General features: G+C 60.1%; 12 protein-coding genes and 1 pseudogene. All 13 read left to right on the top strand.

The features are described 5' to 3' along the window. Positions 1–104 precede the first annotated feature (104 nt). The 13 genes and pseudogenes from tssB (SM764_RS20420) to SM764_RS20360 all read left to right on the top strand — a co-directional run bounded on the left by tssB (SM764_RS20420) (position 105) and on the right by SM764_RS20360 (position 18,514). Complete coding sequence (gene tssB, locus SM764_RS20420; protein ID WP_274830729.1) at positions 105–623, top strand: type VI secretion system contractile sheath small subunit; 519 nt, start codon at positions 105–107, stop codon at positions 621–623. An 11-nt stretch (positions 624–634) separates the two neighbouring features. After that, positions 635–2,131, top strand: coding sequence for a type VI secretion system contractile sheath large subunit (gene tssC, locus SM764_RS20415; RefSeq protein WP_274830728.1), 1,497 nt, complete (start codon positions 635–637; stop codon positions 2,129–2,131). Positions 2,132–2,210: 79 nt separating this feature from the next. Continuing rightward, entirely contained in the window at positions 2,211–2,714 is a 504-nt protein-coding gene (locus SM764_RS20410) for an Hcp family type VI secretion system effector (RefSeq protein WP_274830727.1), read from the top strand. Positions 2,715–2,786: 72 nt separating this feature from the next. Next, positions 2,787–3,614 carry a type VI secretion system accessory protein TagJ gene (locus SM764_RS20405; protein WP_274834719.1) on the top strand — a complete coding sequence of 276 codons (828 nt, stop codon included), beginning with the start codon at positions 2,787–2,789 and terminating at the stop codon, positions 3,612–3,614. Further along, a complete protein-coding gene (tssE, locus tag SM764_RS20400; RefSeq protein WP_274830725.1) occupies positions 3,607–4,104 on the top strand; it encodes a type VI secretion system baseplate subunit TssE in 498 nt (165 codons plus the stop codon). The genes SM764_RS20405 and tssE overlap by 8 nt, the downstream gene beginning before the upstream one ends. Positions 4,105–4,106: 2 nt before the next feature. Beyond that, positions 4,107–5,984 carry a type VI secretion system baseplate subunit TssF gene (tssF, locus tag SM764_RS20395; protein ID WP_369002616.1) on the top strand — a complete coding sequence of 626 codons (1,878 nt, stop codon included), beginning with the start codon at positions 4,107–4,109 and terminating at the stop codon, positions 5,982–5,984. Then, positions 5,948–7,003 (top strand): type VI secretion system baseplate subunit TssG, encoded by a 1,056-nt coding sequence (gene tssG, locus SM764_RS20390; protein WP_369002615.1) that lies wholly within the window; start codon positions 5,948–5,950, stop codon positions 7,001–7,003. The genes tssF and tssG overlap by 37 nt, the downstream gene beginning before the upstream one ends. Before the next feature lies 1 nt (position 7,004). Beyond that, a complete protein-coding gene (gene tssH / locus SM764_RS20385) occupies positions 7,005–9,713 on the top strand; it encodes a type VI secretion system ATPase TssH (protein ID WP_369002614.1) in 2,709 nt (902 codons plus the stop codon). Positions 9,714–9,803: 90 nt separating this feature from the next. Continuing rightward, the gene (locus SM764_RS20380; protein ID WP_274830721.1) at positions 9,804–11,042 is read left to right on the top strand and encodes a hypothetical protein; all 1,239 of its coding nucleotides are present in this window, start codon (positions 9,804–9,806) and stop codon (positions 11,040–11,042) included. A 31-nt stretch (positions 11,043–11,073) separates the two neighbouring features. Further along, positions 11,074–11,931, top strand: a complete 858-nt coding sequence (locus SM764_RS20375; protein WP_274830720.1) for an ion transporter — start codon at positions 11,074–11,076, stop codon at positions 11,929–11,931. Then, positions 11,924–12,424: pseudogene (gene tssB / locus SM764_RS20370) on the top strand (type VI secretion system contractile sheath small subunit); the annotation flags it as partial. The gene SM764_RS20375 and the pseudogene tssB (SM764_RS20370), both read left to right, overlap by 8 nt. A gap of 1,539 nt (positions 12,425–13,963) precedes the next feature. Then, positions 13,964–16,339 (top strand): type VI secretion system contractile sheath domain-containing protein, encoded by a 2,376-nt coding sequence (locus tag SM764_RS20365; protein ID WP_369002617.1) that lies wholly within the window; start codon positions 13,964–13,966, stop codon positions 16,337–16,339. Between the two features lie 63 nt (positions 16,340–16,402). Continuing rightward, complete coding sequence (locus tag SM764_RS20360) at positions 16,403–18,514, top strand: type VI secretion system Vgr family protein (protein ID WP_274830719.1); 2,112 nt, start codon at positions 16,403–16,405, stop codon at positions 18,512–18,514. The last annotated feature ends 8 nt before the right edge of the window (positions 18,515–18,522 follow it).

The following is an 18,522-nucleotide window of genomic DNA, read 5'->3' as shown; positions in this document are numbered from 1 at the left end:
CGGCATTGAGGACGACGATTGAAACAACAGGGACAGTGGCGTGTGACGACAGGTCGAAAAGATCACCGCATCGTGCCACGGAATTGACGAGTAAGGAGACCTAGATGGCCGGAAGTTCACAAAAGTTCATCGCCCGGAACCGGGCGCCCCGGGTTCAAATCGAATATGATGTGGAGCTGTACGGCGCGGAAAAGAAGGTCCAGCTGCCCTTTGTTATGGGTGTGATGGCGGATCTGACCGGGAAATCCGAGGTGGAACAACCCGCAGTCGCCGATCGCAAGTTTCTGGAAATCGACGTGGACAACTTCGATGACCGGATGAAGTCCATGGCGCCGCGTGCCTCTTTCACCGTGCCCAACACGCTGACCGGCGAGGGGAACCTAGCCGTCGATATCACTTTTGAAAGCATGGATGATTTCAAACCGGCCGCTATCGCTGCCAAGGTCGAGCCGCTGCGCGAGCTGCTGGATGCGCGCACGCAGCTGAGCAACCTGATGACCTACATGGATGGCAAGACCGGCGCCGAGGATCTGATTGCAAAAATCATGCAGGATCCGAGCCTGCTGAAAACCCTGGCGGCCCAACCGAAACCCGGCGGCGATGCCGGATCTGATGCGGAATAAGGAGGATCACAATGGCTGACGAAGAACTCCAGACCGAAGCCGCCGTTGCCGAAAGCGCCTTTGGCTCCGCCGAATTTGAAAACCTCCTGCAAAAGGAATTCCGCCCCAAGTCCGATCAGGCCAAGACCGCAGTCGAAAGCGCGGTCAAGACGCTGGCCGAACAGGCCCTGGCCAATACCGGGCTGATTTCCGACGATGCACTGCGCTCGATCGAGAGCATCGTGGCTGAGATCGACAAGAAGCTGACCGAGCAGGTCAACCTGATCCTGCACAATGAAGAGTTCCAGCAACTGGAAAGCGCCTGGCGCGGGCTGCATTATCTCGTCAACAATACCGAAACCGACGAGATGCTGAAAATTCGGGTGATGCCGATCAGCAAAAAGGAACTGGGCAAGACCCTGAAGAAATTCAAAGGCACTGCCTGGGACCAGTCTCCGATCTTCAAGAAGCTTTATACCGAAGAATTCAGCCAGCTGGGCGGTGAACCCTATGGCTCTCTGGTGGCGGATTATCACTTCGACCATTCTCCGCCGGATATCGAACTGCTGGGCGAGATGTCCAAGATCGCCGCTGCAACCCATGCGCCGCTGATCACGGGCGCCAAGCCGACCCTGTTCCAGATGGATAGCTGGTCCGAACTGTCCAATCCGCGCGATCTGACCAAGATCTTCCAGACGCCGGAATATGCCGCCTGGCGGTCCCTGCGCGAAAGCGAAGACTCCAAATACGTTGGTCTGGCGATGCCACGCTTCCTTGGCCGTTTGCCCTATGGGTCGAAAACCGATCCGGTGGATGAATTCGCATTCGAAGAAGACACCAGCGGTGCGGGCAGCGAGAAATACGGCTGGGTCAACGCCGCCTATGGCATGGCCACCAATATCACCCGCTCGTTCAAGACTTACGGTTGGTGTTCGCGGATCCGCGGCGTCGAAAGCGGCGGTACACTGGAAGAGCTGCCATCGCATACCTTCCCGACCACGGATGGCGGTGTGGATCAGAAATGCCCGACCGAGATTGCCATTGATGACCGGCGCGAGGCGGAACTGGCCAAGAACGGCATGATGCCGCTGATCCACCGCAAGAACACGGATGTGGCGACATTCATGGGCGCGCAATCCCTGCACAAGCCCACCGAATATGACGATCCGGATGCGACAGCGAATGCCAACCTTGGGGCCCGCCTGCCGTATCTTTTCGCCACCTGCCGGTTCGCGCATTACCTCAAATGCATGGTGCGCGACAAAGTCGGGTCGTTCAAAAGCCGCCAGGATATGGAAAGCTGGCTGCAGAACTGGATCAACAATTACGTCGATTTCAACGCCGATATTTCATCGGAAAACGAGAAGGCGCGCAAACCTCTCGCCGCTGCGGAAGTGGTGGTCGAAGAGGTCGAGGGCAACCCGGGCTATTACAGCTCCAAATTTTTCCTGCGCCCGCATTACCAGCTTGAAGGACTTTCTGTCTCGCTCCGGCTGGTGTCGAAACTGCCCTCAGAAAAAGGAGGCTGATTTCCACTCATCAGCCGCACACAACAGGGTCTGACAAAACATTTGGCCTTAACGAGTACTGAATTTGAAAGGATAGAAAATGGCTGCGAATATGTTCGTCGAGATTTCGGACATCGAAGGCGATGCAACCGAAGAGAACCACAAGAACTGGATCGTGATCCAGTCCGCCAGCTGGAACGTGGAACGCGCTGTCGAAATGACCGATCTCGGCTCGACCCAGCGGATGCATGCGAATTCGAACTTTGGTAAGATCGAGCTGACCTCCCAGATGGGCAAGGCATCCAACGAGCTTGCCAAATCCGTTGCAAACGGCACGGTGCGTCCGGAAATCATCATGCACTGGTGTCGTTCGGGTGACAGCCAGTCCGAAGGTCTGCTGGCCTATTCCGAATGGAAGCTCAAGGATGTGGTGGTCGACAGTTATTCGATCTCCGCGAGTGAGGATGGCATCCCCGAGGAAACCTGGTCGCTGGCCTATGCCGCGATCGAGCACACCTACAAGTCGACGAACCAGAAGACCGGCAAACTGGAAAAACCGGTTGTCTTCCAGTGGAACGTTCAGTCGGGCAAATTCGAATACTGATATGCCCTCGCCCCGGACGTTTTGGGCGTCCGGGGTATTTGTTTGTGATCAAGTAACTGTCGGAGTTGGCGCATGACCCCCGAGGAATATCTGAAGTCGGGCGATCCTGGTAAGGCGCTGACGGCCCTGCAGGACAAAGTGCGGGCGGACCCGTCGAATGCGAAACTGCGAATTTTTCTGTTTCAACTGCTCTGTATTCTAGGGGACTGGAAACGGGCCATCGCCCAACTGAAGCTGAGCGCTGAACTGGATCCGGGCGCCACGCTCATGGCGCAGACCTACCGCGAAGCGATCATCTGCGAGGTTTACCGAGAAAAGGTCTTTCAGGGTGAAAAGGCCCCGATGATCTTTGGCGAGCCTCAGGACTGGCTGGCGCATCTGATCGAAGCGCAGAAACTTCTGGCGCAGGGCAAACACGATGAATCCGCAGCGCTCCGGGCCAAGGCTTTTGATGCGGCCCCGGCGACCCCGGGAGAAGCGGATGGCAAGGTCTTTGACTGGATCGCCGATGCCGATATGCGGCTTGGTCCGGTGCTGGAGGTGATCATCAACGGCCGGTATTTCTGGATGCCCTTTTCCCAGATCCGGTCGCTTGAACTGGATGAACCGGCTGATCTGCGCGATCGGGTCTGGATGGCAGGCACCATCACGCTGGTGAATGGGGGCGAACTGGTTGCGCTGGTGCCAACCCGATATCCCGAGAGCACCGAGGCAGACCCGGAGGCCATGATGGCCCGGGCAACGGATTGGCAGGATATCGGCGCGAATACCTATATCGGCATCGGTCAGCGGTTGCTCACCATTGGCGATCAGGACATCGCGATTATGGATCTGCGCAGTCTGCGCTTGCATGGCGCCGAGGACACGGATGAGCCGCAGGGCGGCCTGACGGATGGCTGATCAGACCCTTGCCGAACGCCTTCAGCCCTCTTTGCTGGATCGGCTGACGGACAATGATCCCGGCAACCGCAAGGAAAGCCGGGAATCGCGGGTGATCGACCTAAACCGGCTCCGTGACATCATCCAGCGGGATCTGTCCTGGCTGCTGAACACGCTGAACGGAGAAAGCCATATTCCGGTCGACAGATATCCGGCGGTGGCGGCTTCGGTTCTGAACTACGGGCTGGGTGAAGTTTCGGGTGAGTATTCGACCAGCGAGAAAACGGAAATGATCCGGCGCGGGATCGAGCGGGCGGTGTCCCGCTATGAGCCGCGGATCATCGAAGGGTCTGTCGATGTCCGCCTGACCGGCGAAACAGAGGCCGCAGGCATGACGGTGGCTCTGGAGATCCGCGCGGATATGTGGGCGCAACCGATGCCGCTGGAGCTTTACCTGCGCAGCAAGGTTGATCTGACCACCGGTGAAGTAAACGTGGAACGAGGGCTGTAGCAATGGATACACGGCTGCTGGACCACTATGAAAACGAGCTGAATTACCTGCGCGACATGGGCAGCGAATTTGCTGCGGCCTATCCAAAAATTGCGGCGCGGCTGGGTATGGAGGGGGTTGAGGTTCTCGACCCCTATGTGGAACGGCTGCTGGAAGGGGTCGCGTTCCTGTCGGCCCGGGTGCAGCTGGAGCTGGAGCTGCAGTATCCCAATTTCACTTCGAACCTGCTTGAAATCATTTATCCGCATTACCTTGCGCCGACGCCCTCGATGATGATCGCAGCCTTTGAACCGGATACCAGCAACTCTGCCGTCAAAAGCGGCTATGTCATGCCGCGCGGCTCGGTGCTGCGGTCGCGCCTGACCGAAGGGGAGCAGACCCCTTGCGAATTTCGCACCGCGGCGGAAATCACCATGTGGCCGATCGAGATCACCGAGGCCCAGTATATCGACGGTCGCGGGGATCTGGTGGCCGCCGGGGTTGCAACCGGCTTTGATGCCCGCGCCGGCATTCGCCTGCGGCTGAAACGCAACGATGGTGAGGCGCTGCGCGATCTTGGCATGGACCGGTTGCAGATCTACCTGTCCAGCGCAGCGGGCAACAGCTGGCCCTTGCTGGAACTTCTGTGCACCCAGGTGCAGGGAGTCGTCGCGCGGTCAACCAACCGCAGGGCCGATTGGCAGGCGCCTTTGGCTGATGGCGCTGTGGTGCAAAAGGGGTTTTCCCGAGACGAGGCCTTGCTGCCGGTGCCCCGGCAATCCTACGACGGCTATCGCCTGCTCCAGGAATACTTCGCCATGCCCGAACGGTTCCGCTTTGTGGAACTTCAGGGGCTGGCGCCCGCATTGCAGCGTGCCGAGGGGGATGAGGTCGATATCTACATCCTGCTGCGCGAAGGCATGCGCGGCATCGAGCCCATCGTCGTACCCGAGGTTTTTCAGCTGAATGCGGTTCCGGCGGTGAACTTGTTTGAAAAACGCTGCGACCGGGTCCGTATCACCCCGAACGACACCGAACATCAGGTGATCCCGAACCGGACTGCGGGGCTGGATTTTGAAATCTACGCCTTGCGCAGCGTTACCGGGATCAGCGGCGAAGGCGAAGATGACGTGGTCTTCCGCCCGTTCTATTCGGCCACTGATTTTACCGCTGCGGGCGAAACCCATCCCGCCTATTACACGATCAAACGCCGGATGCGGCAAAGGTCGGAAAAGGAGCGCCTGCGCGGGGTACGCTCGTCCTATCTGGGGTCAGAAGTCTACCTGACGCTGGTGGACCGCACGCAGGCGCCCTTCGGGCCGCATCTGGAACAGCTGGCGGTCAATGCGCTTTGTACCAACCGGGATCTTCCCTTGCTGCTGGCAACCGGGAACGATGACGTGTTTCACCTGCCGGAGGGCGGGCCGGTGCGGAAGATCTCCTTGCCGGTCGCTCCGACGCGGCCGCATCCGACGCTGGCACAGGGGGATACCGCCTGGCGGCTGATCTCCCATCTCAGCCTCAACTACGTGTCGATTGCCGACAGCGGCAAGGGGCAGGCGGCCGAGGCCCTGCGCGAGTTGGTGGGCCTTTATGCCCCATTGGGAAACCGGGTCACCGAAAAGCAATTGGAAGGGATCGTATCGGTGTCGAGCCGCCCCATCGTGCGGCGGATGAGCGACGAGATCCTGTCGACCGCCGTGCGCGGGCTCGAGATCACAATCGGATTTGACGAAAGCTTTTTTGAAGGCAGCAACATCTATGCGCTGGGGGCCGTGCTGGAGCGGTTCTTTCGCGGATATGCCACCATCAATTCGTTCACGGAAACGGTTCTTCGAACCGAGAAACGCGGAGACATTGCCAGATGGCGACCGGAAAAGGGCCTCGGCCGGATGATCTGAGTCTATATGGCCGGCTGGCCGCGTCGCCTGAAGAGCATCACGTTTTTCAGGCCCTGCGGCTGCTGGAGGCGCATTTTGCCGAGGCCCCGCGCCTCGGCGAAAGCCGTCGCCCGCGCGAGGACCGTCTGCGGCTGGGGCAGGAGGCCGAGCTGGCCTTTCCACCCTCCACCATTGCGGGCTTCACCCCGCCAGAGGGCGACCGGCCTGCGCGCCTGACCAACCGGTTCTTTGGTCTGTTCGGCCCGCAGGGTCCGCTGCCGCTGCACCTGACGGAATATGCCCGGGATCGCAAACGGAACCACCGTGATCCGACCATGGTGGCCTTTGCCGATATGCTGACTCACCGGATGCTGAGCCTGCTGTACCGGGCCTGGACACAGGGGCAGCCGGCCGTCAGCTTTGACCGCGCCGATGATCCGATGGCCAAACGCATCGCTGCCTTTACCGGCTACAGCGGCAAGGGCCTGCCGGATCGCGATGCCATGCCGGATCTGGCCAAGCTGCATTTTTCGGGGCACCTCTCGCAAGGCGCAAAGCATCCCGAAGGGCTGGTCTCGATCCTGTCCGCCTTCCTGGAGGTGCCTGTCCATCTGGAAGAATACGTTGGCAGCTGGCTGCAGCTGGAGCCGGATGACCGCTGGCAACTGGGATCCGGGGCTTTGGGGCGCAGCACCAGCCTGGGTGACAATGTCTGGAGCAGGACCGCCAAGTTCCGCCTGCGGATCGGCCCGCTCAGCCTTGCGGATTACAACCGGTTGCTGCCGGGGGGGAGGGCCCTTTCGCGCCTGCGGTCCATCGTGCGGTCCTACGTCGGGGATGTGCTGGACTGGGATGTGAACCTTGTGCTGGCCGGAGACGAGGTGCCGCGCGCCAGTCTCGGCGGCAGCACCCGGCTGGGCCATACCAGCTGGATCCGCTCGCGGCCCGATCCGGACAAGGACCAGCCCGATGCGGGTGATCTGTATCTGTATCCCGGTGTCGCCGCCGGGTCCCAAGAACGAGTAGAGGGAGTGATGTGAAATGACCGAGATCAGCCGTGTGGCCTTGTTCGGCAAGCTCAACAAACTGGGGTATCAGGCCGTCGAAGGCGCAACCGTATTCTGTAAGATGCGGGGCAATCCCTATGTGGAGCTGGTCCACTGGATGCATCAGCTTCTGGCGCTACAGGACAGCGATCTGCACCGGATCATCCAGCACTATGATCTGGATACCGGCAAGATCGCGACGGAACTGACGCGGGCGCTGGATATGCTGCCGCGCGGGGCCTCGGCGATTTCGGATCTGAGCGATCATTTGATGGATGCGATGGAACGCGGCTGGGTCTGGGGCTCGCTGCTCTATTCAGACTCCAAGGTGCGCAGCGGTTATCTGCTGCTGGGGATGCTGAAAACACCCGCCTTGCGCAATATCCTGGCGTCGATGTCGCCCGAGCTGGCCAAGATCGGCGCCGATGATCTGGCCGACAATTTTGCCGCAGCCACGGAAGGCTCGCCCGAGGATCGCCTTGGCGCGCAGGATGGCAGCGACGTGGGCGGCGGTGCCGAGCCGGGTGAAGCATCCAATGCGATGGCCCCCGGCGCCATGGGCAAGGGCGAGGCACTGGAGCAATTCTGCACCGACCTGACCGAACAGGCCCGCAATGGGGAAATCGATCCGATCGTCGGCCGGGACGAGGAAATCCGCCAGATCGTCGATATCCTGATGCGGCGGCGCCAGAACAACCCGATCCTGACCGGGGAGGCAGGCGTCGGGAAAACCGCGGTGGTCGAAGGTTTCGCGCTGCGCATCGCCCGCGGTGATGTTCCGCCCGCCTTGCAGGATGTGCGGCTGCTGGTGCTTGATGTGGGTCTGCTACAGGCCGGCGCCAGCATGAAGGGCGAATTTGAAAACCGTCTGCGACAGGTGATTGACGAGGTGCAGGCCAGCCCCACCCCCATCGTGATGTTCGTGGATGAAACCCACACGCTGGTCGGGGCAGGGGGCGCAGCGGGCACCGGCGATGCGGCCAACCTGCTGAAACCGGCCCTGGCGCGTGGCACCCTGCGCACCATCGGCGCAACCACATGGGCGGAATACAAGAAATACATCGAAAAAGACCCCGCGCTGACCCGCCGTTTCCAGGTGGTGAAGGTGGATGAGCCGGACATTCCCAAGGCGATCCTGATGATGCGCGGCATCGCTTCGATGCTGGAGAAACACCACCGCGTGCAGGTTCTGGATGAGGGGATCGAAGCGGCGGTCACCCTGTCGGCGCGCTATATCCCGGCGCGGCAATTGCCGGACAAATCCGTCAGCCTGCTGGATACGGCCTGCGCTCGTGTGGCGGTCAGTCAGCACGCAGTCCCGGCCGAGGTGGACGACAGTCAGCGCCGGATTGAGGCGCTGACCACCGAGTTGGAGATCATCGGTCGCGACGAAACCGCCGGCTATGACGTTGCCGCGCGGCGCGAGGCCGTGGCGGCCGCAAAGTCCGCCGAGGAAGAACGCCTGGCGGAACTCAAAGGCCAATGGGACCGGGAAAAAGCCGTGGTTGAGGCGATCCTTGAGCTGCGCGCCAAGCTGCGCGAGGGCGCCGCGCCGGTGGATGCGCCTGCCGAAGAAGTTGAAGACGCCGGTGACAGCCCGCTGGATGAGGAAACCCGCGCCACCCTGATGCAGGAGCTGAAGGAAAAGAACGCGGAACTCGAAGAGTTGCAAGGCGACCGCCCGCTGATCCTGCCCATCGTCGATCATCAGGCGGTGGCCTCGGTCGTGGGGGACTGGACCGGCATCCCGGTGGGTCGCATGGTCAAGGATGAAATCGCCACAATCCTGTCGCTCGAAGAGCATCTGGCCAAGCGGGTGATCGGACAGGATCACGCGATGCAGATGATTGCCAAGCGCATCCAGACCAGCCGCGCCGGCCTCGACAACCCTAACAAACCTATCGGTGTCTTCCTGCTGGCCGGCACCAGCGGTGTGGGTAAGACGGAAACGGCGCTTGCGCTGGCCGAGGTCCTTTATGGTGGTGAGCAGAATGTCATCACCATCAACATGTCCGAATATCAGGAGGCCCATTCGGTCAGCTCGCTGAAAGGCGCGCCTCCGGGCTATGTCGGCTATGGTGAGGGCGGTGTGCTGACCGAGGCGGTGCGTCGCAAGCCCTATTCGGTGGTGCTGCTGGATGAGGTCGAAAAGGCCCACCCGGACGTGCACGAGATCTTCTTTCAGGTCTTTGACAAGGGCGTGATGGAGGATGGCGAAGGCCGCGTGATCGATTTCAAGAACACGCTGATCCTGCTGACCTCGAACGCGGGCAGCGATCTGATCATGGATATGTGCGCCGATCCGGATCTGATGCCGGAACCCGAAGGCATCGCCAAGGCGCTGCGTGATCCGCTCCTGAAGATCTTTCCGGCGGCGCTTCTGGGGCGTCTGGTGACGATCCCCTATTATCCGCTCAGCCCCGACATGATCGCTGAGATCACCCGGCTGCAGCTGGGGCGGATCAAGAAACGTGTCGAGGAAGCGCATAGCGTGCCGTTCTCTTATTCGGATGCGGTCGTCGACAAGATCGTCGAGCGTTGTCAGGAGCTGGAAAGCGGTGGCCGGATGATCGACGCCATCGTCACCAACAGCATGCTGCCAGACATCTCCAACGAATTTCTTCGCCGCCTGATGGAGGGCCGGGAGGTGAGCAAGGTTGAGATCGACATCGCCGATGACGCCTTCTCATACGCGTTCGAATAGGGGCGCAAAGCGTGCCGGGTGAACCGGCACAAGTAGTCAGTAGGAAACAGCGGTCGACGGGGCTGCAATTTAATCAGTGAGGATCTTGAGATGGCGAAGACAACAGTAACAAAGGCAACGCTGCCAATTATCGATATCGTGCGCAGCAAACCAAAGCTGATCTATCTGGAAATCCCCAAATACCGCGCGGACGTGGTGATCGAGGTCACAACCACCGGCAAGCTGTCGAAGCCCAAAGAGGTGCCCAGCACGGCGATGAACCGTCTGAAAGCGGCCGCCGAGGCGGTGATGCTGGATTACGAGAAGATCATCAAGGAAGAGGCGGTCCGGCTCGACAAGAAGATCGGCGAGCTGATGCAGGAGCCGACCAAAAAGAACGTGGCAGCGGCGCAGCAGATGATCGCTGACTCTAACATGAGCATCAAGAACGCCTTGGCCTCGGCCGAACCGGCAGCCCAGAAGGCGGTTGAAAAGACGCTGAAGGCCGAGGCGCAGAAAGACAAGCTGCTGAAAGAGGCGCGGGTCAAGACTACGGTCAAATGCAGCCTTGGTGTGATCAAGATCGGCGCCTCGGTGGCGAAACTGATTGCCACGTCGGGGGCCGAGATCACCTCCTACAAGACCATCGTGGTCGAGGTGGCCAAACTGGGTCTTGAGATCAATCAGCAGCTGAAGAACGAAGCTAAGCTGCGCAAGGACCTGCAAAAGGGGCTCGCTGCCTTTCTGAAACTGCGGGAAACCTCGGTACAGCAGGCAATCGACCGGCAGGGACTTGGCGATATCGCGGGCAATCTCGATTATTCCAAACCGATGGCCGCGATCAAAGGAGCGCTAAAATCCGCAAAAGATGCCGGAGAGGAAGTCACCCAGGGGCGGGACCTGAAATCCATCGCCGCAAAGATCATGGATTTCTCGGTGAAGAAGATCAAAAGCAACCTTGCCGATGTGGAAAAGGCTCGCGTGGCCTACCGTGAACATACCACCAAGACCCGCCACCGCGCTGACAAACTGGGCGCCAGCGCCGACAAGCTGATGAAGGCGATGAAGTCCAACAGGACCCTGAAGGAAGGGGTCAAGATCGGCGCGAAATGCATGGATCTGAAACGGGCCGGCTCTGCCATGAACAAGAAGCTGGCTGAGCGCGAAGCGTTTCTCGTTGAAATTCAGGAGGTGATGAAGGGCAACGGTCTGGAGATCGACGACCGTACCACCATTCAGAAGATCAAGGAGCTGGAGAAACTGACCATCCTGGAAGAGGGCAAGGGCGTCCTCGATGCGATCAAGGACATCAAGGGGCTGGTCGATAACGTGGTGGAAGCGGCGGCCTGACGCCTGCCAAAGAGCGAGAGGAGAAGAGACGTTGAGTACCGCAGACCACGAAGAGAGTTTGACGCTGCGCGCCCGCGCCCGCATTTTTGTGGAACGCCCTGCGGTGACCAACGGTATCCTGGGTGTCATCATCTTCAACGCGGTGACGCTGGGGCTCAGCACCTCACAATCGGTCGATGCCCAGATTGGCGGTTTGCTGGATGGGATCGATCGGCTTGTGCTTGGGATCTTTGTTGCTGAACTGGCGCTGAAACTCTTCGCCTATGGGTTCCGGTTCTTCGCCTCGGCCTGGAATATCTTTGACCTGCTGGTCGTCAGCGTCGGCCTGTTGCCGGACAAACAGGGGCTGTCGGCTCTGCGCGGGTTGCGGGTGATCCGGGCGCTGCGTCTGCTTTCAGTCATTCCGCAGATGCGGGCTGTGGTGCAGGCGCTTCTGGATGCCTTGCCCGGCATGGGCGCGGTGATCGTCATGATCTCGATCGTCTTCTACGTCTTTGGGGTGATGGCAACGCTGATGTATGGCGCGGCTTTCCCGGAATGGTTCGGCACGCTGGGGCGGTCGCTCTATTCCCTCTTCCAGATCATGACATTGGAAAGCTGGTCGATGGGGATCGTGCGTCCGGTGATGGAGGTTTTCCCCTTTGCCTGGTCGTTCTTCGTGCCCTTTATCGTCATCACCGCCTTTTCGGTGTTGAACCTGTTCATCGGTCTTCTGGTCAATACCATGCAGTCCGCGGTGGAGGCTGAGGCGGAAGCCGAATTCGAACAGCTGCGCGATCTGGTGCGCCGGGAGACTGATGTGATCGACGAACATGTCCTGGAGATGCATCAGGAGATCAAAGTGCTGCGCAATGAACTGGCGGCGCTGAAAGGGGGCGGGGATGGCTGACAGCTCACAAAAGTTCATTGCCCGCAATCGCGCGCCCCGGGTTCAGATCGAATATGATGTGGAGCTATACGGCGCGGAGAAGAAGGTTCAGCTGCCCTTTGTCATGGGGGTGATGGCGGATCTGACGGGCAAATCGAAGGTGCCGCAGCCGTCGGTGGCGGACCGGACATTCCTTGAGATCGATGTCGACAATTTCGACGCGCGGATGAAGGCGCTGGCGCCCCGCGCCGCCTTTTCGGTGCCCAACACGCTGACCGGCGAGGGCAATCTGTCGGTCGATCTGACTTTCGAAAGCATGAAGGATTTTTCACCCGGCGCGATTGCCGCCAAGGTGGACGCGCTGCGCCCGCTGCTGGAGGCGCGCACCCAGCTGCAAAACCTGATGGCCTATATGGATGGCAAATCCGGGGCCGAGGCGCTGATCGAAAAGATCCTGCATACGCCGAGCCTGCTGTCGGCAGTGTCGGCCTCCGAACCCTCCGCCGACACAGAGACGGCCCTTGAATCCTTGCGTGGCATAGATTTGCCCGAGGAAGCCGCGGATGAAAGCAGCAATATCCTGTCGGATCTGGCGGGCCAGGCCCCGGTTGAGGCAAAAACTGAGGACGGGTCCGAGGGTGTTCTGGACAGTCTGCGCGGGCAGGCGCCTGAGGAAAAGGACGAGGCGGATGCGACCTCCGGTATCCTTGAGGGTCTTGCGACGGGTGAACCGGCGGCAGAACCAGCAGAGGACGAGACGGCGGATGTCCTGAAGGATCTGGCGGGGTCAGAACCATCTCAGGACCCGGGGGCTGACACGGTGACCGATGTCCTGGCCGGGATCGCAAGCACTGCACCTGCCGCTGAGGATGCCGGGCCTGACATCGATGATGTTCTCGGAGGTATTGAGGCGACGGACACGGCAACGCCGCCTGAAAAGGACGACGCGGCGCAGGTGTTGCAGGGCCTTTCGCAGTCCCCGGTAGAAGAGGAAGAGACGCAGGACGATCTGTCCGCCGCGCTCGACAGTCTGCCCGAAACCGAAGACAGCGACACGCCGGATGAGGCTCTGGCCGCGCTGGACAGCCTGACGGCCATCGAGCCAGAGGACACTGCTGAGGACGATGTCGGCGATATCCTTGGCGGCCTGGCTTCGGCGGAAGAGACGGATCCTGACAGCGACGAAGAGGATGCACTGAAAGCCCTCGATACCCTGACCACCGCCGCGCCACCGCCGGAGCAGGAGGAAACAGAAGATACGCTGGCAGATATCCTCGGGAGCGTGCCGGAGGATACCAGCGACGCGGAGAAGGAGACGGCGCAGGCAGAAGCTCTCAGCAGTCTTGCCTCAATCGAGGTTTCAGACAGTGGAGCGCCTGAGGACGATGTTGCGGCGCTGCTGGAAGGCTTAGCCGAGCCGGAAACCGACGCGGTAGAGGAAGCCGATACAACGGAAGACGCGCTGCAGTCTCTGGCGGAAATCGAGACAGGGCAGGGCGAGGAAGACGACTCCGATCTCGATGACATTCTGGGCAGCATTTCCGAAGAGGAGCCGACCGGCGGCGACGACACGGACGAAGGGGGAGCGGATGATATCCTTTCGGATCTCGGCCTGAGTGATAGCCACAATGACGAAGAGGCAGAAGGCGAAGACACTGCGCAGGTGGCAGCCCTTAGCAGCCTTACGTCGGTTGAAGTTTCAGAAACCGAAGCGCCGGAAGATGATGTTGCGGCGCTGTTGGAAGGGCTAGCCGAGCCGGAAACCGACGCGGCAGAGGCAAGTGATACAGCGGAGGACGCGCTGAATTCTCTGGCGGAAGTCGAGACAGGGGATAGCGAGCAAGCTGATCCCGACCTTGATGACATTCTGGGTGGTATCTCTGAAGAGGATCGGGTCGGCGACGACGACGCGGACGAAGGGGATGCGGATGATATCCTGTCCGATCTGGGTTTGAGCGACGAGGCCGAGGAGACAGCGGCTGAGGACAGTGATCTGGACGATCTTCTGGGTGATTTGACTACAGATGAAGAGCCTGAAGTGCAGGCAGATCAGATGCAGGAGGAGGACGATCTCTCCGCCCTCTTGCAGGATGCGACCGAGGTCCAAGAGCCGGATGACGCTCCGGACGATGACCTTGCCGCTTTGCTGGCGGACGATGATGAGGAGGTGTCCGAGGCAGAGCCGAGTGATGCGGATTTCGATCTGGATGCTCTGCTCGCGGATGAGACTTCGGACGACACTGATGAAGCCGAAGAGGCGGCAGAGGAAGCGGCGGGCGATGATCTGGATGACTTGTTGTCCGGGTTCGAAGAAGACGCCAGCGACGATGCAGATGAGGATGATCTGGACAGCCTGCTCGCAGGCTTGGGTGACGAAGCTTCCGAGGAAAAAGAGCCTGATGAAATCACAGATGAAGCTGAGGATAGCGATGACCTCGACGCTCTTCTGACGGATCTGGATGATCCGGGTGATGATCTGGATGCCCTGTTGGCGGGTGAGGAAACTGCGGATACGGCCGGCGATGATGATCTTGACGATCTGCTCGCCGGGCTTGCCAGCGAGGATGAGGACGCAGGCGGCGACGATCTGGATGATCTTCTGGGGGATCTCACGGCAGATGAGACAGCCACAGAAGAGGCGACCCCTCCGGCAGCCGCGGAAGCCGAGGCTGACAAGGACCCGGAATTCGCATTTGGGACCCTGTCCGCAGATCGTCCCGAGCCGCAAAAGTTGGTGAGAAAACGCTTCCGCTTGGCGCTGTTCGGAGATTTTTCGGGCCGGGCGGCGCGCGGTATTGTCGAAACCGGCGATGCCCTGGCTGCGCGTAAAGCGGTTCTCTTGGATCCCGATACGGTCGAGGATGTGATCGAAAGCTTTGCCACCGAATTGGTGCTGCCCATCGGCAAGGATGGCGCAGGCATCGCGGTCAAGCTGGGCACGCTGGACGATCTGCACCCGGATGAGCTGTTTGAAAATGTTACGCTGTTTTCCGAACTCGTGGGGCTGCGCAAACAGTTGCAAAGCGGCGCCACGGCGGATCATGCGGTGACGACGTTGCGCGCCTGGGCGGAGAAACACGGCACCCGTGCCCATGCGCCGAAAACCCGCTCGGCAGGCAGTTCGGTGCCCGCGGACCGGCGGCTCAGCGCCTTCCAGCAGCTGATCGGCGATACCGGCAATGCGCTGCGGCAAGCCTCTCCGGTCGAGGAGATGCTGGCCCGTATCGTTGGTCCACATATCCGTGCGCTGCCAGATCCGGACGCGGCGGCGATGCAGGTGGCGGTGGACGAAGCGCTGTCTGATGCGATGCGGCTGGTGCTGCATCATCCGGAATTCCAATCAGTTGAAGCGCAGTGGCGCGCGCTGGATCTGATCGCGCGCTCGGTCGAGGTCGACGACAGTCTTGAGATCATGCTGTATGACGTTTCGGCCGAGGAACTGGCGGCGGATCTGGCCGCCGCCGATGATCTAACCCAAAGTGGTTTTGCCCGCTTGCTGACCGAGGAGCCGCTGGACGAGGAAAACGGGCGTGGCGGCTATTCGGCGCTGATTGGCCTCTATGGTTTCGAGGAAACCCCGCCGCATGCGGAGCTTTTGGGCCGGATCGCGCGGGTCGCTGCGCATGTGGATGCGCCCTTCTTTGCCGCTATGTCGCCCGCCTTCCTGGCGGTGCCGAAAAAGGAACGCCCGAAACTTGTGGCAGAGGCCTGGGACACCCTGCAGGGCATGTCCGAAGCGGGGCATTTGGGATTGGTCAGCCCCCGGTTCCTGCTGCGCCGCCCCTATGGTGCCAAAAGCGATCCGATCTACGAGTTCGATTTTGAGGAGTTTACCGAGGCCGAGGGGCTGCGCGGGATGCTCTGGGCCAATCCGGTGGTTCTGGTTGCCATTTTGCTGGCGCGCTCTTTCAAGGCCAATGGCGCTGCGATGCAGCTGGGCAGCATCATGAGCCTTGGCGGCATGCCCTATCATTATGTGAATGACCGGTTTGGCGATCAGGTGGCGCTGCCCTGTACCGAACGCAACATCGATCTGGACAAGATCGCCATGGCCAATGAGCGTGGCTTTATGGCGATTGCGGCGGTCAAGGGACGGGACGAGTTGCGTCTGACCTCCTTTCAGTCGGTGAAAGGCGGAGAAATCCTAGGTCCTTGGACCGGCCTGCCCGCCCCAGAACCTTCGCCGCCCGATCCGCGCAAGGCTGCATCTGCCGCAGGCGGCGAGGATATCGCTCCCGGTTCAGATGGTGGCGATGATGACGATCTGAACCTTGATGATCTGGGGCTCGAAGACCTTGATCTTGATACGGGTGGCGACGACGGCGGCGATCTCGATGATTTGCTGGCGTCTTTTGAAGATATTGATGAGGACAGCGGCGACGACGATGGCATGGATGCCGATCTTGCCGCGCTATTGGATGATTTATGATGTTTCGGATGGACATAAGGCGGGCTGGGTCCGCTCTGGATTCCATTCGTGAAAGGAGCCGCCATGGTTGAGAGCAAAGCCCATGAAAGCGATATGGTCTGGATGTCGGGCAGCTACAGCGCCCGGGACCTGCACCTGAAACGGGCCATCGTGCGCGAAGGGTTGAGCAAGCTGACCGAAACCACGGTCGCGTTTCAGTCCAAGAACAAGGCGGTCAAACTGGAAGAGATCGTCGGCCAGACCCTGAACCTGCATGTGACAACGGCAGATGGAAGCGACCAGAAGTTTTCCGGCCTGTGCATCTCGGTTGAAAACATGGGGTTCCGGGATGGCTATGGTCACTATGTGGCTGAGGTCCGGCCCTGGTTCTGGTTGTTGACGCGCACCTCTGACAGCAGGGTGTTCCAGAACCTGTCGGCGGTCGACATCATCAAGCAGATCTTTAGCGAATATGGTTTCAGCGATTTTCGCGACCGGCTCAGCGATTCATACGAAAAGCGGGAATACTGCCTGCAATACCGGGAAACGGACTACGCCTTTCTGTGCCGCCTGATGGAAGAGGAAGGCATTTATTTCTACTTTGACAGCAATAAGGACAAGAATTCTGCCGAAAGCCTTGTGTTGTGTGACGGGATCAGCGGGCATTCCCCGATCAACGGCTCATCGACTATCGAATTCCATGCCCGCGATGATCGCGATCGCCGCCGCGAGGATCACATTGCCGAATGGACGCGCGAGGAAACGCTGACCCGAGGCAAGGTGACGCTGAATGATTTTGATTTCACCTCACCCATGGCGGATCTCAAGGTCAATAACTCGATCACCCGCGGCAATCACAGCCACAAGGATTACGAGGTCTACGACTATCAGGGCCACCACCGCAAAGACACCGGCCTGGGCGGAAAACTGGCCCGGGTGCGGATGGAAGCCGAAGCGATAGCTCATAAACGCTGGCGCGGTGCCTCCAGCGTGCGCACCCTTGGCACTGGTGGAACCTTTACTCTGAAAAATCACCCGGACAGTGACGCCAATGGCGAATATCTGGTGGTGGATACGATCCACTATCTGCAGGTGGCAGGGGATTACAACGAAAGGGAAGACCGCAAGAGCGACGCTGCCAAAGAGGGTGAGATGCGGCGGGACGTGAAACCCCGCAACATGGATTTCCCCGAAGAGGTCGCAGGCGACGCCTATGCTTCGACCTTTTCCGCGATCGAAAAGCAGGAACAGTTCCGCGCCCCGCTGGCGACGCCCTGGCCCGAGGTGCCGGGCCTTCAGACCGCGACGGTTGTCGGGCAAAGCGGCGAGGAAATCTGGACCGATGAATATGGCCGCATCAAGGTTCAGTTTCACTGGGACAGGGAGGGCAAGAAGAACGAAACCGCCTGTTGTTTCGTGCGCGTCGTCACGCCCTGGTCTGGCAAGAACTGGGGCATGGTGGCAGTGCCGCGTATCGGTCAGGAGGTGGTGATCCAGTTTGAGGACGGCAATCCGGACCGCCCGATCTGCACCGGCATGCTCTATAATTCCGACACAATGCCCCCCTACAAATATCCCGACGATCAGACACAGCTGGGGATCAAAACCAACTCGTCCAAGGGCGGAGGCGGCTATAACGAGCTGATGTTCGAGGACAAGGCCGGCGAGGAGCTGATGCGTGTTCAGGCGCAGAAGGATCACCAGATGCTGGTCAAGGATCGCTCAGCAGTGACGGTGGGGCTGGATGCGCCTGATCCGGATGCGCCGGGCACGGACGAGAAAAGTTTTGCGATGACCATCAAGCAGAACATGACAGAAACCGTGAAATCTGGGGATCGCACGGAACTGGTGGAGACGGGTGACAAGTCTGAAACCATCCAGAAGGGCAACATGACCCTTGATGTGGACACCGGCAACCTGACCGAAACGATTGCCAAGGGCAATCACTCCGAAACGGTCTCGCTTGGCAATCTGACCGTGGATGTGACGGCCGGGAAGATCGAGATGTCGGCGGGACAGGAAATCCTGCTCAAGGTGGGGGGATCCTCGGTCAAGATCGACAATTCGGGTGTCACCATCAAGGGCCCGATGATCAAGATCGAAGGCTCCGGCATGGTCGAGGCGAAGGCGCCGATGACCACGGTCAAAGGCGACGCAATGCTGACCCTCAAGGGCGGCCTGACGCTGATCAACTAGGTGGGAAC

The organism is Pseudophaeobacter sp. 1A16562 (assembly GCF_041008785.1).
In the GTDB taxonomy this organism is placed as follows: Bacteria; Pseudomonadota; Alphaproteobacteria; order Rhodobacterales; family Rhodobacteraceae; genus Phycobacter; species Phycobacter gallaeciensis_A.
Note: the sequence above shows the minus strand (reverse complement) of the source record. Positions and strands in the feature narration are given on the sequence as shown.

Coding starts and splice junctions, on each gene's coding strand:
- tssB (WP_274830729.1), top strand. CDS start 105: ATGGCCGGAAGTTCACAAAAGTTCATCGCCCGGAACCGGGCGCCCCGG.
- tssC (WP_274830728.1), top strand. CDS start 635: ATGGCTGACGAAGAACTCCAGACCGAAGCCGCCGTTGCCGAAAGCGCC.
- SM764_RS20410 (WP_274830727.1), top strand. CDS start 2,211: ATGGCTGCGAATATGTTCGTCGAGATTTCGGACATCGAAGGCGATGCA.
- SM764_RS20405 (WP_274834719.1), top strand. CDS start 2,787: ATGACCCCCGAGGAATATCTGAAGTCGGGCGATCCTGGTAAGGCGCTG.
- tssE (WP_274830725.1), top strand. CDS start 3,607: ATGGCTGATCAGACCCTTGCCGAACGCCTTCAGCCCTCTTTGCTGGAT.
- tssF (WP_369002616.1), top strand. CDS start 4,107: ATGGATACACGGCTGCTGGACCACTATGAAAACGAGCTGAATTACCTG.
- tssG (WP_369002615.1), top strand. CDS start 5,948: ATGGCGACCGGAAAAGGGCCTCGGCCGGATGATCTGAGTCTATATGGC.
- tssH (WP_369002614.1), top strand. CDS start 7,005: ATGACCGAGATCAGCCGTGTGGCCTTGTTCGGCAAGCTCAACAAACTG.
- SM764_RS20380 (WP_274830721.1), top strand. CDS start 9,804: ATGGCGAAGACAACAGTAACAAAGGCAACGCTGCCAATTATCGATATC.
- SM764_RS20365 (WP_369002617.1), top strand. CDS start 13,964: ATGCAGGAGGAGGACGATCTCTCCGCCCTCTTGCAGGATGCGACCGAG.
- SM764_RS20360 (WP_274830719.1), top strand. CDS start 16,403: ATGGTTGAGAGCAAAGCCCATGAAAGCGATATGGTCTGGATGTCGGGC.